Origin of the sequence: Mycobacterium palustre, assembly GCF_002101785.1 — a bacterium.
In the GTDB taxonomy this organism is placed as follows: domain Bacteria; phylum Actinomycetota; class Actinomycetes; order Mycobacteriales; family Mycobacteriaceae; genus Mycobacterium; species Mycobacterium palustre.
On the sequence record NZ_LQPJ01000070.1, the window covers coordinates 17863 to 33724 of the forward strand.

Genomic DNA, 15862 nt, shown 5'->3' on the forward strand with positions numbered 1-15862 from the left:
CCGTCTAGCCCGATGGCCGAAAGACCTTGCCGCGCAGGATCACAAGATCTGGCCGGTTCAGAACCGCGGGACCCGACCGTGGGTCCCGCGAGTAGCACAACAGGTCGGCCGAGGCCCCGTATTCCAGGCAGGGGCGGCCCAGCCAGCGGCGGGCGTCCCAGCACCCCGCCCCCAGGGCCTCGGTCGGGCTCATCCCGATGCCCTTGAGGGCCTCGATTTCGTCGGCGATGCGCCCGTGGGCCACCAGGCTGCCGGCGTCGCTGCCGGCGTACAGTCGCACCCCGGCCTCGCGCGCGGCGGCGATCCGTGCCGGGGCTCGGGCGTACAGGTCGCGCATGTGGGCCGCGTAGGTCGGGTACCGCGCCGCGGCGTCGGCGATGCCGGGGAAGTTCTCGGTGATGTTGACCAGCGTCGGAACCAGCGCGGTGTGGTGCTCGACCATCAGGGCGATGGTGTCGTCGGTGAGCCCGGTGCCGTGTTCGATGCAGTCGATGCCCGCCTTGATCAGGCCGGGCAGCGCGTCCTCGCTGAAGACGTGTGCGGTGACGCGGGCGCCGTGAAAGTGCGCGGCGTCGATGGCCGCCTTGAGGACCTCGTCGGACCACAGCGGCGCCAGATCGCCGACGCTGCGGTCGATCCAGTCGCCGACCAGCTTGACCCAGCCGTCGCCGCGCCGCGCCTCCTCGGCGACGGCGGCCGGCAGCTGCGATTCGTCTTCGAGCTCGCGGGACATGCCCGGCCCGTATCGCTTGGGCCGGGCCAGGTGCTTTCCGGCGCGGATGATGCGCGGCAGGTCGTCGTGGTCGTCGAGGCTGCGGGTGTCCGTGGGTGAGCCGCAGTCCCGCAGCAGCAGCGCGCCGACGTCACGCTCGGTCTCGGCCTGCGCGACCGCGTCCTTGAGCGGGATCTCGCCCCGGTCGCCGAGCCCGACATGGCAGTGCGCGTCGACCAGCCCGGGCAGGATCCAGCCCGGCGAACCGGACGAGCCGAAGACGGTGTCGGCCCCCGCCACGGGTTCGGCGCTGATGCGGCCGTCGACGATCCACAGCTGGGTCTCGGCCTCGTCGGGCAGCCCGAGGCCTCGCACGTGCAGGCGCACCGCGCGCTACTTCTTGCCAGGGAACTTGAGCTTGGACAGGTCGAAGTCGGCCAGCCCGGGGGGCAGCTCGTTGAGGCCCTCGGGCATCTGCGAGAGGTCGGGGAACCCGGCGGGCATGCCGGGCATCCCCGCGCCGAGCGGGTTGCGCACCTTCGGCGGCGTCGGGCCGCGCGCCCCCTTCTTGCCCTTCTTGCCCTTGCCCGACTTGGCCTTGCGCGAGGAGGTCTTGCGGCCCATGCCGGGGAACCCCATGCCGCCCATCACCGACGACATCATCTTGCGGGCTTCGAAGAAGCGGTCGACCAGCTGGTTGACCTCCGACACCGTCACCCCCGAACCGTTGGCGATGCGCAGCCGGCGCGAGGCGTTGATGATCTTCGGGTCGGCCCGCTCCTCGGGCGTCATGCCTCGGATGATGGCCTGCAGCCGGTCGAGTTGCTTGTCGTCGACCTGGGCCAGCGCCTCCTTCATCTGGCCCGCGCCGGGCAGCATGCCCAGCAGGTTTCCGATCGGGCCCATCTTGCGGATGGCCAGCATCTGCTCGAGGAAGTCCTCCAGCGTCAGCTCGCCGGTGCCGATCTTGGCCGCGGCCTCCTCGGCGCGCTGGGCGTCGAAGACCTGCTCGGCCTGTTCGATCAGGGTGAGCACGTCGCCCATGCCCAGGATGCGGCTGGCCATCCGGTCCGGGTGGAAGACGTCGAAGTCCTCGAGCTTCTCGCCGCTGGACGCGAAAAGGATCGGCACCCCGGTGACCTCGCGGACCGAGAGCGCGGCGCCACCGCGGGCGTCCCCGTCGAGCTTGGTCAGCACCACCCCGGTGAAGCCGACGCCCTCGCGGAACGCCTCGGCGGTGGTGACGGCGTCCTGGCCGATCATCGCGTCGAGGACGAACAGGACCTCGTCGGGGTCGACGGCGTCGCGGATGGCCGCCGCCTGGTCCATCAGCTCGTCGTCGATGCCCAGCCGGCCGGCGGTGTCGACGATGACGACGTCGAAGTGCTTGGTGCGCGCCTCGGCAAGCCCCGCCGCGGCGACGGCGACCGGGTCGGGCGGCCCGGCGTCGGCGCCCGGCGCCCCGGCGCCCGGATGCGGCGCGAACACCGGTACGCCCGCGCGCTCACCGACGACCTGGAGCTGGTTGACGGCGGCGGGGCGCTGCAGGTCGCAGGCCACCAGCAGCGGGGTGTGTCCCTGGCCGCGCAGCCACGCCGCCAGCTTGCCCGCCAGCGTGGTCTTTCCGGAACCCTGCAGGCCGGCGAGCATCACGACCGTCGGCGGGGTCTTCGCGAACGCGAGCTGGCGGGTCTCGCCGCCCAGGATGCCGATGAGCTCTTCGTTGACGATCTTGACGACCTGTTGCGCCGGGTTCAGCGCGCCCGAGACCTCGGCGCCCCTGGCGCGGTCCTTGATGCGGCCGACGAACGCGCGCACGACGGGGAGCGAAACGTCGGCTTCCAGCAGCGCCAGCCGGATCTGGCGGGTGGTGGCCTCGATATCGGCGTCGGTCAGTCGACCCTTGCCGCGCAGTCCCTGTAGGGCACCGGTCAACCGGTCAGACAGCGATTCAAACACCCGACCAGCCTAGTGGTGAGTGCGAGCCCCGCGCCGCGGGGCGCGGCTCGGCTAGGGCCTTGACGGCCGGCGGCCGGCAAACCAAAGTCGGCTCATGCTCGAGGTGATCGAGAAGGGGTCGGGCGGCGACGCGCATCCGGTGCCGCTGCTGTTCGTCCACGGCGGTTGGCATGCCGCGTGGTGCTGGGAGAACTTCCTCGACTATTTCGCCGACGCCGGCTATCGCGCCGTGGCCATGAGCATGCGCGGGCACGGCACCAGCCCCACGGACAAACCCCTGCAGAAGGTGTCGGTCGCCGACTACATCGACGACGTCCGTTCGGTGGCCGACGATCTGGGCGGTGGCCCCGTGCTGATCGGGCACTCCCTGGGCGGCTACGTGATACAGCGCTACCTCGAGGACCACGCCGCCCCCGCCGCGGTGCTGGTGGGCTCGCTGCCGCCGTCCGGCGTGCTGGGCACGGCGCTGCGGGTCTGGCGGCGCCGCCCACAGATGATGGTCAAGTCGTTCAACGACCCCACCCTGGTCAGGTTCCTGAGCTCTGCGACGCTCGCCCGCAGATACCTGTTCTGCGCCGACACGCCCGCGGCCATCGTCGAACAGTGCTGGCGCCGCGCCGGGCCCGAAAGCATCCGCGCCGCGATGACCGACCCGATGCGGCGCCGGGTCGACACCCGGCGGGTCACGACCCCCATCCTGGTGCTCGGCGCCGTGCACGACGGCTTCGTCAGCCGGGGCGCCGTGCGCGCCACGGCGCGGGCGTACGGGACGCGGCCGGAATTCTTTGCGATGGGACACAACATGATGCTCGAGCCCGGCTGGCCTGACGTCGCCAAACGAATCCACGGCTGGCTGCAAACCCGGGACCTGGCGGCCCCGGCCCGATAACCGCCCCCGCGTCGCTGCTGCGGCGAAAACCGTTGGCATGCTACATTTCACACCCGCGTTCGGCCGCCGGCCATGTCGCGGAACACCAACACCTTTGCGCGCTACGGGGGGAGCCCAAGTCGATGCAGTCGGGCAGCGACGCGGGCCTGGCGTTGCGCGGGTGGCAGCGCCGCGCGCTGGTGCGCTACCTCGCCGCCCAGCCGCGCGACTTCCTCGCGGTGGCCACCCCGGGCTCGGGCAAGACGACGTTTGCGCTGCGGGTGGCGGCCGAGCTGCTCGGCCAGCGGGCCGTCGAGCAGATCACCGTCGTGGTGCCCACCGAACACCTCAAGGTGCAGTGGGCGCTGGCAGCGCAGCGGCACGGCCTGGCCCTGGACCCGCGATTTTCCAACACCAGCCCCCAGACCTCGCCGGAGTACCACGGCGTGATGGTCACCTACGCCCAGGTCGCCGCGCATCCGACGCTGCACCGGGTGCGCACCGAGCAGCGCAAGACACTGGTCGTCTTCGACGAGATCCACCACGGAGGCGACGCCAAGACCTGGGGCGAGGCCATCCGCGAGGCCTTCGGCGACGCCACCCGCCGACTCGCCCTGACCGGCACACCGTTTCGCAGCGACGACAGCCCGATCCCGTTCGTCACATATGAGGCCGGGGCCGACGGGGTGCTGCGGTCGCGGGCCGATCACGTCTACGGCTATGCCGAGGCGCTCGCCGACGGCGTAGTGCGGCCCGTGGTGTTCCTCGCCTACTCCGGGGAGGCGCGCTGGCGCGACAGCGCCGGCGAAGAGCACGCCGCGCGGTTGGGCGAGCCGCTGTCGGCCGAGCAGACCGCGCGGGCGTGGCGCACGGCGCTCGACCCCGCCGGCGAGTGGATGCCCGCGGTGATCGCGGCCGCCGACGAGCGGCTGCGCCAGAAGCGGGTCGATGTGCCCGACGCCGGCGGCATGATCATCGCGTCCGACCGGGCGGCGGCGCGCGCCTACGCCGCCCTGCTGAAGCGGCTGACCGGCGAGGAACCGACGGTCGTGCTGTCCGACGACCCGGGATCGTCGGCACGCATCACCGAGTTCGCCGAGAGCACCAGCCGATGGCTGGTCGCGGTGCGCATGGTCTCCGAGGGCGTCGACGTGCCGAGGCTGTCGGTCGGGATCTACGCCACCAGCGCCTCCACGCCGCTGTTCTTCGCCCAGGCCATCGGCCGGTTCGTGCGGTCGCGGCGGCCCGGGGAAACCGCGAGCGTCTTCCTTCCCTCGGTGCCCAGCCTGCTGCAGCTGGCCAGCGAGCTGGAGGCCCAGCGCAACCACGTGCTCGGCCAGCCGCACCGCGAGGCCGTGGATCCCCTCGACGGCGACCCGGCCGTCCGGACGCAGACCGAGAAGACCGACACCGACAAGGCATTCACCGCGCTGGGGGCCGACGCCGAACTGGACCAGGTCATCTTCGACGGGTCCTCGTTCGGCACCGCGACCCCGGCCGGAAGCGACGAGGAGGCCGACTACCTCGGCCTGCCCGGCTTGCTCGACGCCGAGCAGATGCGCGCCCTGCTGCACCGGCGCCAGGACGAGCAGCTCCGCAAGCGGGCCGCCTCCGGCCCCGCGGCGCCACCGACGGCGGTGCCGTCCATGCACGGCCAGCTGCGCGAGCTGCGCCGCGAGCTGAACACCCTGGTGTCGGCCACCCACCACCGCACCGGCAAACCGCACGGCTGGATCCACAGTGAACTTCGGCGGCGCTGCGGCGGCCCGCCGATCGCCGCGGCGACCCGCGAGCAGATCCAGGCCCGCATCGAGGCGCTGCGGCAGCTGAATTCCGAGCAGACGGCGTGGACCTACTTGAGGTAAGCGGCCCGCCTAACCGAACGTCACCTCGCCCGGCTCGCCCAGCACGGCCAGCAGCTGCTTTTCCACCGCGGCCTGCGCGTCGAGCTCTTCGGGGGCCTCGGAGGGCAGCTCCACACAGAACACGTCGGCCGCCGTCGAGCCGAACGTGTGCACCTTGGCCCACCCGATGTCGGCCCCGGCGCGCTCGAGGGCCCGGGTCAGCAGCGCTAGCAGGCCGGGCCGGTCCGTGGCGCGGACCTCGAGGATCAGCCGGCCGTCGCCGGCGGTGTCGAGCCACACCACGTGGGGCGGGGCGGTCGAGCGGGTCACCGGTACCCCGGCCTGCACCTCGCCCGCGCGAGAACTGGCGGCCTCGTCGGAACGCTGTTTTACCATGGCCAGGACGTCGATGTCGCCGGCCAGCGCGCCGACGAACTGCTGGCGCAGCAGCTCGGCCGCGGCCGGGGAGCCGAAGTGCGGTGACACCACAAACTCGGTGATCGCGACGCCTCCGTGGCTGTTGACCGTGGCCGAATGCACCCGCAGCGAGTTGAGCGCCAGCACGGCGGCCGCCTTCGACACCAACCCGCGCTGGTCCGGGGCGATCATCACCACGCGATAGGTCCGCGCGCTGTCGCCCGGCGCGACGTCCACATGCACGCCACGGTCGGCGGCCAGCGAAAGGTAATGCGGGGCAGTCGGGTCCGCATGCGGCAGCGGCTCGCCGGCCATCACCATCCGACAGCGCCGCACCAGGTCGTCGATCAGCAACGCCTTCCATTCGCTCCACACGCCTGGACCGGTGGCCTTCGAGTCCGCCTCGGTCAGCGCGTGCAGCACCTCGAGCACCAACGGGTCGCCGCCGAGGGCTTCGGAGACGCCCTCGATGGTTTTCGGGTCCTTCAGGTCGCTGCGGGTGGCGACGATGGGCAGCAGCAGGTGGTGGCGGACCAACGTGGCCAGCAGCTCGACGTCTTCGGGCGCGACGCCGAGCCGGGGACCGATTTCGTGGGTCATCGCCGCCCCGAGTTCGCTGTGGTCGACGCCGCGGCCCTTGCCGATGTCGTGCAGCAGCGCCCCGAGCGCGAGCAGGTCGGGCCGCGCCACGCGGGTGGCCAGCGGCGCCGCGTTGACGGCGGTTTCGACGACGTGGCGGTCCACCGTCCATTTGTGCGCGACGTCGCGGGGGGGAAGGTCGCGGATCGCGTCCCATTCCGGCAGCAGCCGACCCCACAGCCCGGTGCGGTCGAGCGCCTCGATGGTCGCGACCATGGTCGGTCCGGAGGACAGCACGACGAGCAGGTCGTCCAGCGCCTCGCTGGGCCAGGGGCTCGGCATGTCGGGCGCGGCGGCGGCCAACCGGGCCAGCGTCCCGGCGGCGATCGGCAAGCCGGTGTCGGCCGACGCCGCGGCCACCCGCAGCACCAAGCCGACGTCGGTCTCCGGCGCCGCGTCGCGGGCCAGCACGATCTCCCCGGCGTATTCGACGACGCCCTCGTCGAGCGGTCGCCGCTTCGGGCGACGCACCAAGGCCGAGACGCCCCGCCGCGGCAGCGCGTTCTGGGCGGTCCGCAGGCCGGCCTCGGCGTGGTAGGCGATGGTGCGCCCGGCGCCGGACAGCTTGCGCGACAGGTCGAACCGGTCGCCGAAATGCAGGGCCGCGCTGATCTCGTCGGCGTACTGGGCCAGCAGCAAATCACGGCCGCGACCCGAGACGCGGTGCAGCTCGGTGCGCACGTCGAGCAGCGTCAGGTAGGCGTCGTCCAGCGAACCTCCCGGCGTTTCCGGGCGGGCCATGCCGTGGCGGTCGATGAGCTGGGCCACCCCCAGCGCGTCGAGCAGTTGCACGTCGCGCAGCCCGCCGCGGCCCGACTTCAGGTCGGGCTCGGCGCGTTGCGAGATCCGGCCGCAACGCTGCCAGCGGGCGTTGGTGATGTCGACGAGCTCGTCCATCCGCGAGCGAATCGCGCTGCGCCACTGCCTTCTTGCGCCGGCGATCAATTCGTCGGACAGCCGCGCATCCCCGGCGATGTGGCGGGCGTCCAACATGCCCAGCGCCGCGATCAGGTCCGCGTTGGCGACGCCGAGCGCCCCGGCGACCGTTCGCACGCTGTGGTCGAGCCGAACGTTGGCGTCCCACAACGGATACCAGAGTTTGTCGGCGACCCGTTGTAACTCGCTGTCGGATTTGTTGGCGTGCAACAGCATCAGGTCGAGGTCGGAATAGGGCAATAGTTCGTGGCGCCCCAAGCCGCCGATGCCGACGATGGAAAGGCCACTGCTGTCGGTGATTCCGATCTCGGTGGCCTTGGCCGCCAACCATGACAGGTGCAAATCCAGCCACGCGTGCCGCAGTTCGGCCGCGTGCAGCCGGGCACCCTCGGACAGCAGATCGCGCCGGGCGGCAGCCAAATCGATTGCCGCGCCGGCGCTTTCGGTTCCCGCTTGGTCCCCGGACGGGTCGGGAGAGTTGGGATTCATCCCTCCCCGGCCCGCCGGGGTTCGATCAGCAATTTTCGGTCAGCGTCACAGAGCGTCGGTCCCGCGTTCACCGGTGCGCACCCGCACAATCGTCTCCACGGGGCTGACCCACACCTTGCCGTCGCCGATCTTGCCGGTGCGCGCCGCTCGGACGATGCTGTCCACGACCTTGTCGACGATGGAGTCGTCGACGACGACCTCGATGCGCACCTTGGGCACGAAGTCCACGGAGTATTCCGCGCCGCGGTACACCTCGGTGTGGCCCTTCTGGCGTCCGTAGCCCTGGACTTCGCTGACCGTCATCCCCAGGACGCCCGCCTCCTCGAGACTGGTCTTGACGTCGTCGAGAGTGAACGGCTTGACGATCGCGGTGATCAGCTTCATGACTGCTCTGCCTCCACTTTGTCGCCCAATCGCTCTTCATCAAGGCCGTTGCGCGTATCCGCCACGGCGATCCGTGTCGGAAGCACCGACCCCTGGCCGCCGATCACTCCGAAATCGTAACCGCTCTCAGCGTGCTCAGCCTCGTCGATGCCCGAGGATTCCGCCTCGGGGTTGAGCCGCAGCCCGATGGTGTACTTGAGGATCAAGGCCAGGATGAAGGTGACGATGCCGGAGTAGAACAGGACGGCGAACGCGCCGATTGCCTGGCGCTCGAGCTGCGCCCAGCCGCCGCCGTAGAACAGCCCCTTGGACACCCCGGCCACGCCGTTGATGGCCGTGCTCTCCGGCGCGGCGAGCAGGCCGACCAGCAGCGTGCCCGCGAGCCCGCCGACCAGGTGCACCCCGACCACGTCCAGCGAGTCGTCGAACCCGAGCTTGAACTTCAGGCCGACCGCCAGCGCGCACACCACGCCGGCGACCGCGCCGACCACGATCGCGCCCAGGATGTTGACCGACGAGCACGACGGGGTGATGGCGACCAGCCCGGCGACGATGCCCGAGGCGGCCCCCAAAGTCGTGGGCTTCCCGTCGCGGATGCGCTCGGTCAGCAGCCACGCGAGCATGGCCGTGGCCGTGGCGACCGTCGTCGTCATGAAGGTCGACCCGGCCGTGCCGTTCGAGCTGGTGGCCGACCCGGCGTTGAAACCGAACCAGCCGAACCACAGCAGCCCGGCGCCCAGCATCACGAACGGCAGGTTGTGCGGGCGAAACAGCGTCGTCGGCCAGCCGCGGCGCTTGCCCAGCACGATCGCCAGCGCCAAGCCCGCGACACCGGAGTTGATATGGACCGCCGTCCCGCCCGCGAAGTCGATGGCGTGCAGCTTGTTGTTGATCCACCCGCCGTGCTCCGAAGCGAAGCCGTCGACCGCGAAGACCCAGTGTGCGATCGGGAAGTACACCAGTGTCGCCCACAGACCGGCGAACACCAGCCACGCGGTGAACTTCAGCCGGTCGGCCACCGCGCCCGAGATTAGGGCGACGGTGATGATCGCGAACATCAGCTGGAAGGCCACGAACACGGTGGCGGGCATGGTGCCGGCGAGCGGGATGTCCACCTGGGAGACGCCCTTGCTCGGGTCGGCTTTGACCGCGTTGCCGCCGATCAGTTTCGCCAGACCCCAGTAGTCGGACGGCTTTCCGACGACACCCCATTTGTCGTCACCGAATGACATCGAGTAGCCGTACAGCACCCACAGCACGGTGACCACGCCCATCGCGCTGATGCTCATCATGATCATGTTGAGCACGCTTCGGGTACGGACCATGCCGCCGTAGAAAAAGGCAAGACCCGGCGTCATCAACAGCACCAGAGCGGAACTCGCCAACATCCAGGCGGTATCACCGGTATCGGGTTGGCCCAATTGCGGGAAACTCACTCGCTTTCACCTCCGGTCGGCATCAGCAGGCCGGCAGGCAGGTGCCTGTGGCCTGCGAGAACCATGCGCAATGGTTGTTTCCGCAATGGGGCCGCCGTGTTTCGGCGTTATTAACGTCGCGCGCGCCCTATCAGGGGGGATCAGCCGAGCAGCGCGTCGACGAAGGCGGCGGGTTCGAAGGGCGCCAAATCGTCGGGGCCCTCGCCGAGCCCGACCAGCTTGACCGGCACCCCGAGCTCCTGCTGGACGCGGAAAACGATGCCGCCCTTGGCCGTTCCGTCCAGCTTGGTCAGCACCGCGCCGGTGATGTCGACGACGTCGGCGAACACCCGGGCCTGCGCCAGCCCGTTCTGCCCGATCGTCGCGTCGAGCACCAGCAGCACCTCGTCGACCTCGGCGCGCCGGGTCACCACGCGCTTGACCTTGTCGAGCTCGTCCATCAGCCCGACCTTGGTGTGCAGCCGCCCTGCGGTGTCGATGACGACCACGTCGGCGCCGGAGGCGATGCCCTTGGCGACGGCGTCGAACGCCACCGACGCCGGGTCGGCGCCCTCGGGCCCCCGCACCACCTCCGCGCCCACCCGCGAGGCCCAGGTTTGCAGCTGATCGGCGGCCGCGGCCCGGAAGGTGTCGGCCGCGCCCAGCACGACGCGCCGCCCGTCGGCCACCAGCACCCGGGCCAGCTTGCCGACGGTGGTGGTCTTGCCGGTGCCGTTGACGCCGACGACCAGCAGCACAGAGGGGTGGTCGGGGTGCGGCAGCGCGCGGATCGAGCGGTCCATGCCCGGCTGCAGCTCGGTGATCAGCACGTCGCGCAGCACGGCCTTGGCGTCGGCCTCGGTGCGGACGTTGCCGCTGGCGAGCCTGCCGCGCAGCTGCCCGACCACCGACTCGGTGACCACCGGGCCCAGGTCGGCGACCAGCAGGGTGTCCTCGACGTCCTGCCAGGATTCCTCGTCCAGGTCGCCGCCGCCGATCAGGCCCAGCACGCTGCGCCCCAGCGCGTTTTGGGACTTGGCGAGCCGGCCTCGCAGGCGCTCCAGCCTGCCCTGCGTGGGGGCGATGGCCTCGATCTCGGCGGCCAACGGAGCCCCGGCGGCCACCGAGATCTCGGGGGCCTCGGGCGGCTTCGGCGGCGCGACCGTCTCGGGTTCGGGCAGCTCTACGTCGGAGATCGTGCGCCGCGGCGCGTCGCGGGGGACGGTCGCGTCGTCGCCTACCCCGGGCAGCCCGCTGGTGTCGATCCGCTCCGCCGTCGGGGTCCGGCTGAACGTGATGCCGGACGACGCGGTGTAGCCACCCGAGCGGTCGAGCGCGCCCGGCTCTGGCCGGGCCAGTCGGATCCGGCGCCGGCGGTACCGCACCAGGCCTGCGACCAGCGCGGCGATGACGACCAGAATGGCGACCACCGCGACGGCGATCCAAAGACCTTGGGACACGCTGACATTCTCCCAAGCGGCCCGGCGCCGGCCCGACCGGGCCTGGTTAGGCGGAGCTGGAAACCAGCTGCCCCACCTGCTGGCCCCGCATTCGCTGCGAGATCACGGCGGTGATGCCGTCGCCCTGCATGGTGACGCCGTACAGCGCGTCGGCGACCTCCATCGTGGGCTTCTGGTGGGTGATGATGATGAGCTGCGACCGGGCCCGCAGCAGCTCGAACAGGCTGATCAGGCGGCGCAGGTTGGTGTCGTCGAGCGCGGCCTCCACCTCGTCCATGATGTAGAACGGCGACGGGCGGGCCCGGAAGATCGCCACCAGCATCGCCACCGCGGTCAGCGCCTTCTCGCCGCCGGACAGCAACGACAGCCGGGTCACCTTTTTGCCGGGGGGCCGCGCCTCGACCTCGATGCCGGTGGTGAGCATGTCGGCGGGGTTGGTGAGCCGCAGGCGGCCCTCCCCGCCGGGGAACAGCACGGTGAAAACTTCGGCGAATTCCCGTTCGACGTCGGCGAAGGCGTCGCTGAACACCTGCAGGATGCGGGCGTCGACGTCGGCGACGACGTCGAGCAGGTCCTTGCGGGCCGCCTTGACGTCCTCGAGCTGGGTGGACAGGAAGTTGTAGCGTTCCTCGAGCGCGGCGAACTCCTCCAGCGCCAGCGGGTTGACCCGGCCCAGCTCGGCCAGCTCACGCTCGGCACGCTTGGCCCGGCGCTCCTGAGTGGCCCGGTCGTAGGGAATCGGGGCGGGGGCGTACACCTGCTCGCCGCGCTCGCGGGCCTGCAAGTACTCGGCCATTTCCAGCTCGGTGGGCGGCAGCGCGACCTGCGGGCCGTACTCGGCGATCAGGTCGGCCGGCGCCATGCCGAACTGCTCGAGCACCATCTGCTCGAGCTGCTCGATGCGCAGGGCCGCCTGGGCGTTGGCCACCTCGTCGCGGTGCAGTGCGTCGGTGAGTTGGGCGACCCGCGCGCCCAGCGCGTTGACCTCGTCGCGCACCGCGGCCATCGCCGCCGAACGCTGCTGGCGTTCGGCGAGCAGGGCGTCGCGGATCGCCGCGGCCGCGGCGACCACCCGGTCCAGCCGCGCCGCCAGCAGCCGGCCGGCATCGGCCACCGCCGCCGCCACCGCGGCCGCGCGGAGCCGCGCCGCGCGCGCCTGCTGGGCCCGGATCCGCGCCTCGCGCTCGGCGGCCGCGGCGCGCCGCAGCGAGTCCGCGCGCCCGCGCACCGCGTTGGCGCGCTCCTCGGCGGTGCGCACGGCCAGCCGGGCCTCCACCTCGGCGCCGCGAGCGCTCTCGGCGGCCGCGGCGATCTGCTGGCGGTTCACCGGTTCGACAGCGTGCACCGGCTGGGTCTCCTGGGCGTTGCGCAGTCGCGTTTCCAGCTCGGTGACCTCTTCGACGGTCTGCGCGCGCCCCGCCTCCAGCTCCTCGCGCTGCCGCAGCAGCCGGCTCCACTCCTCTTCGGCGGCGCGGGCATCCTGCCCGAGCCGGCCCAGCTGCTCGTACATCGCGGAGATCGCGGTGTCGGACTCGTTGAGCGCGGCCAGCGCCTGCTCCGCGGAGTCCTGCCGGGCCGCCTGCTCGACGAGCGCCCCCGACAACGCCGCGCTCAGCTGGGCCACCCGCGCCTCGGCGGCGCTCAATTCGCTTTCTGCGCGGTCGATTTCGGAGGTCAGCTCCAAAGTCGACAGCTTGCGGTCGGAACCGCCGCTCACCCAGCCGGCGCCGACGAGATCGCCGTCGAGGGTGACGGCGCGCAGCTCGGGCCGCGCGGCAACCAGGTCCAGCGCCTCGCCCAGGTCGTGGACCACCGCGACGCCCGACAGCATGGCGACGATCGCGCCGCGCAGCCGCGGCGGGGCTTCGACCAGGTCGAGCGCCCACAACGCACCGCCCGGCAGCGCCGCGGCCGGCGCGGGCGGCTCGGCCGGCCAGTCGCCCAACACCAGGGCCGCCCGGCCGCCGTCGGCTTCCTTGAGCGCGGCGATGGCCGACCGGGCCGCGCCGAAGCTCTCGACGGCCAGCGCGTCGGCCACCGACCCGAGCACCGCGGCCAGCGCCGCCTCGTAACCGGGCCGGACCTTGACCAGCTTGGCGATGGGCCCGAAAAGGCCTGCGCCGGAGCGGTTTTCGGTCAGCCAGGCCGCGCCGTCCTTGCGCTCGAGGCCCACCGAAAGGGCGTCGATGCGGGCCCGCAGCGACGCCACCTCGCGCTCGGCGCCCCGCTCGGCCGCCTGCAGCTCGGCGACGCGTTCGTCGGCCAGCCGCAGCGCGGCCACGGTCCGCTCGTGGTGCTCGTCGAGGCCCACCTCGCCCTGGTCGAGCTCGGCGACGCGGGCCTGCACGGTTTCGAACTCCGCCCGCGTCTGCTGCGCGCGGGTCGCGGCCTCTTCGATGCGCTCGGACAGCCGGGCGACGCTGTCGTCGATCGATTCGACCCGCGCCCGCATGGTCTCCACCTGGCCGGCCAGCCGCGCCAGGCCCTCGCGCCGGTCGGCCTCGGCGCGCACGGCCGCGAGGTGCGCCCGGTCGGCCTCGGCGGCCTCGCGCTCGCGCTCGGCGAGCTCGGCGCGGGCGGCGTCGAGCCGGGTGCGCGCCTCGGCCAGCTCCGCCAGCAGCCGCTGCTCGGCCGCCTCGACCCGCTGGGCCTCGGCCTCGAGCGCGTCCGGGTCGGTGTCGCCGGTGCTCACGGGCTCGACGTCGAGGTGCTGGGCACGCTCGTTGGCGATGCGCACCGTGGCGGCCACCCGTTCGGCCAGGGCCGACAGCCCGAACCAGGTCTGCTGCACGGATTCGGCGCGCACCGACAGGTCGGCCAGCGCGGTCTCGTGCGCGCTCAGCTCTTCTGAAGCCACCGCCAGCCGCGCGGCGGCCTCGTCGTGCTCGCGGCGCATCGCGGCCTCGGCCTCGAAGATCGCGTCGCGCTCGTTCCGCCGGTTGACCAGATCGTCGGCCGCCAGGCGCAACTTGGCGTCGCGCAGGTCGGCCTGGATGGTCTGGGCGCGACGGGCCACTTCGGCCTGGCGGCCCAGCGGCTTGAGCTGGCGGCGCAGCTCGGTCGTCAGGTCGGTGAGCCGGGCCAGGTTCGCCGACATCGCATCGAGTTTGCGCAGCGCCTTTTCCTTGCGCTTGCGGTGCTTGAGCACGCCCGCGGCCTCTTCGATGAACGCGCGGCGGTCTTCGGGGCGCGACTGCAGGATCTCGTCGAGCTTGCCCTGCCCTACGATGACGTGCATCTCGCGCCCGATCCCCGAGTCGCTCAGCAGCTCCTGGACGTCCATCAAACGGCAACTCGCGCCGTTGATTTCGTACTCGCTGGCGCCGTCGCGGAACATCCGGCGGGTGATCGACACCTCGGAGTACTCGATGGGCAGAGCGTTATCGGAGTTGTCGATGGTGACGGTGACCTCGGCGCGCCCGAGCGGGGCGCGCGACGACGTGCCGGCGAAGATGACGTCTTCCATCTTGCCGCCGCGCAGCGTCTTTGCCCCCTGCTCCCCCATCACCCACGCCAGCGCGTCGACGACGTTGGACTTGCCCGAACCGTTGGGCCCGACGACGGCGGTGATGCCCGGCTCGAAGCGCAGAGTCGTCGGCGAGGCGAAGGACTTGAAGCCCTTCAGCGTCAGACTCTTGAGGTACACGGCGAGCCAGACTACCGCTCAGGTTGGCCTGTTCCGGCGCACCGCGGGGTGTCGGGCTGGCCCAAAATTCGCCGCCCGTTCACGTTGCGACGCACCGGTCACACGGGCCACATCGGTCACCTGTTCTTGCGTCTCACCGCTCGACAAAGCCGTCGAACCGCTCCTGCGGCGCCGACCAGTCGGCGACCACCTTGTCGACCCGGCCCGGGGTGTCGCCACCGTCGAGGAGTTGCAGCAGCTTTTCGGCCGCCTCGCGCGGCCCCTGGGCGACCACCAGGACGCGGCCGTCGGCCTGGTTGGCCGCATACCCGGTCAGGCCGAGCTCCAGCGCACGGCAGCGGGTCCACCAGCGAAAGCCAACCCCCTGGACCCGGCCGTGCACCCAGGCGGTCAGCCGGGCGTCAGGCTCCGACATTCTTGACCTCGAAGTTGACCTTGGTGCCGGACTGCAGCGTGCGCCCGACGGTGCAGACCAGCTCGACGGCCCGATTGACCACCACCAGCACGCGCTGCTTCTCGTCGTCGGAGAGCCCGGACAGGTCCAGCTCGAGGGTCTCCTCGAGCAGCGGGTAGCGCTCCTGTTCGCGGTCGGCCGGGCCCGACACCCTGACCACGGCCTGGTAGTCGTCGCCGAGCCGGCGGGCCAGCGGCTCGTCGGTGGACATGCCGCTGCAGGCCGCGAGCGCGATCTTGAGCAGTTCCCCGGGCGTGAAGACGCCCTCGACGTCCTCGCCGCCGACGAGGACCTGCGCGCCGCGCGAGCTGCGCCCGGTGTAGCGGCGCGATCCGGTGCGTTCCACCCACAGTTTGGTCATGGGTCTTTTCTACCGGTCTACCGGGCGCTCGCTCCCGCCAGCTCAGGCAGAAAGGAAGCCACGGGTTCGCGTGTGAAGCCACGGCTTTGCCTGTGAAGCCACGGCGCTGCCAGTGAAGCCACGGCGCTGCCAGTGAAGCCACGGCGCTGCCAGTGAAGCCACGGCGCTGCCTGTGAAGCCACGGCGCCGCGTGTGAAGCCACGGCGCCGCGTGTGAAGCCACGGCGCCGCGTGTGAAGCCACGGCGCCGCGTGTGAAGCCACGGCGCTGCCTGTGAAG

General features: G+C 71.6%; 11 protein-coding genes. 2 read left to right on the forward strand and 9 right to left on the reverse strand.

Translation table 11 applies throughout. The features are described from left to right. Positions 1-4 precede the first annotated feature (4 nt). Together AWC19_RS06340 and ffh are read right to left on the reverse strand one after the other, a co-directional pair. Positions 5-1099, reverse strand: coding sequence for a metal-dependent hydrolase family protein (locus tag AWC19_RS06340; RefSeq protein WP_085077223.1), 1095 nt, complete (start codon positions 1097-1099; stop codon positions 5-7). 6 nt (positions 1100-1105) lie between these two features. Further along, a complete protein-coding gene (gene ffh / locus AWC19_RS06345) occupies positions 1106-2671 on the reverse strand; it encodes a signal recognition particle protein (protein WP_085077224.1) in 1566 nt (521 codons plus the stop codon). A gap of 94 nt (positions 2672-2765) precedes the next feature. Between ffh and AWC19_RS06350 the strand changes: the two genes are divergently transcribed. Then, on the forward strand, positions 2766-3560 hold the full coding sequence (locus AWC19_RS06350; RefSeq protein ID WP_085077225.1) for an alpha/beta hydrolase: 795 nt from the start codon (positions 2766-2768) through the stop codon (positions 3558-3560). Between the two features lie 122 nt (positions 3561-3682). Next, entirely contained in the window at positions 3683-5404 is a 1722-nt protein-coding gene (locus AWC19_RS06355; protein WP_085077226.1) for a DEAD/DEAH box helicase, read from the forward strand. Positions 5405-5413: 9 nt separating this feature from the next. Here AWC19_RS06355 and AWC19_RS06360 read toward each other — a convergent pair whose 3' ends face one another. From AWC19_RS06360 to AWC19_RS06390, 7 genes are all read right to left on the reverse strand, one after another. After that, positions 5414-7864 (reverse strand): [protein-PII] uridylyltransferase, encoded by a 2451-nt coding sequence (locus tag AWC19_RS06360; RefSeq protein WP_085077227.1) that lies wholly within the window; start codon positions 7862-7864, stop codon positions 5414-5416. 45 nt (positions 7865-7909) lie between these two features. Continuing rightward, entirely contained in the window at positions 7910-8248 is a 339-nt protein-coding gene (gene glnB / locus AWC19_RS06365; protein ID WP_085077228.1) for a nitrogen regulatory protein P-II, read from the reverse strand. Beyond that, a complete protein-coding gene (locus tag AWC19_RS06370; RefSeq protein ID WP_085077229.1) occupies positions 8245-9636 on the reverse strand; it encodes an ammonium transporter in 1392 nt (463 codons plus the stop codon). Before AWC19_RS06370 ends, glnB begins: the two co-directional genes overlap by 4 nt. Positions 9637-9824: 188 nt before the next feature. Then, positions 9825-11123, reverse strand: coding sequence for a signal recognition particle-docking protein FtsY (gene ftsY / locus AWC19_RS06375; RefSeq protein ID WP_085077230.1), 1299 nt, complete (start codon positions 11121-11123; stop codon positions 9825-9827). 46 nt (positions 11124-11169) lie between these two features. Further along, positions 11170-14769, reverse strand: coding sequence for a chromosome segregation protein SMC (smc, locus tag AWC19_RS06380; RefSeq protein WP_085077231.1), 3600 nt, complete (start codon positions 14767-14769; stop codon positions 11170-11172). Positions 14770-14902: 133 nt separating this feature from the next. Further along, the gene (locus tag AWC19_RS06385; protein ID WP_085077232.1) at positions 14903-15184 is read right to left on the reverse strand and encodes an acylphosphatase; all 282 of its coding nucleotides are present in this window, start codon (positions 15182-15184) and stop codon (positions 14903-14905) included. Continuing rightward, positions 15171-15584, reverse strand: coding sequence for an OsmC family protein (locus AWC19_RS06390; protein WP_085077233.1), 414 nt, complete (start codon positions 15582-15584; stop codon positions 15171-15173). Before AWC19_RS06390 ends, AWC19_RS06385 begins: the two co-directional genes overlap by 14 nt. Positions 15585-15862 lie beyond the last annotated feature (278 nt).

Excerpts from the sequence above, each read along its gene's own strand:
- AWC19_RS06350 (WP_085077225.1), top strand. The coding sequence starts at position 2,766 with ATGCTCGAGGTGATCGAGAAGGGGTCGGGCGGCGACGCGCATCCGGTG.
- AWC19_RS06355 (WP_085077226.1), top strand. The coding sequence starts at position 3,683 with ATGCAGTCGGGCAGCGACGCGGGCCTGGCGTTGCGCGGGTGGCAGCGC.
- AWC19_RS06360 (WP_085077227.1), bottom strand. The coding sequence starts at position 7,864 with ATGAATCCCAACTCTCCCGACCCGTCCGGGGACCAAGCGGGAACCGAA.
- glnB (WP_085077228.1), bottom strand. The coding sequence starts at position 8,248 with ATGAAGCTGATCACCGCGATCGTCAAGCCGTTCACTCTCGACGACGTC.
- AWC19_RS06370 (WP_085077229.1), bottom strand. The coding sequence starts at position 9,636 with ATGTTGGCGAGTTCCGCTCTGGTGCTGTTGATGACGCCGGGTCTTGCC.
- AWC19_RS06385 (WP_085077232.1), bottom strand. The coding sequence starts at position 15,184 with ATGTCGGAGCCTGACGCCCGGCTGACCGCCTGGGTGCACGGCCGGGTC.
- AWC19_RS06390 (WP_085077233.1), bottom strand. The coding sequence starts at position 15,584 with ATGACCAAACTGTGGGTGGAACGCACCGGATCGCGCCGCTACACCGGG.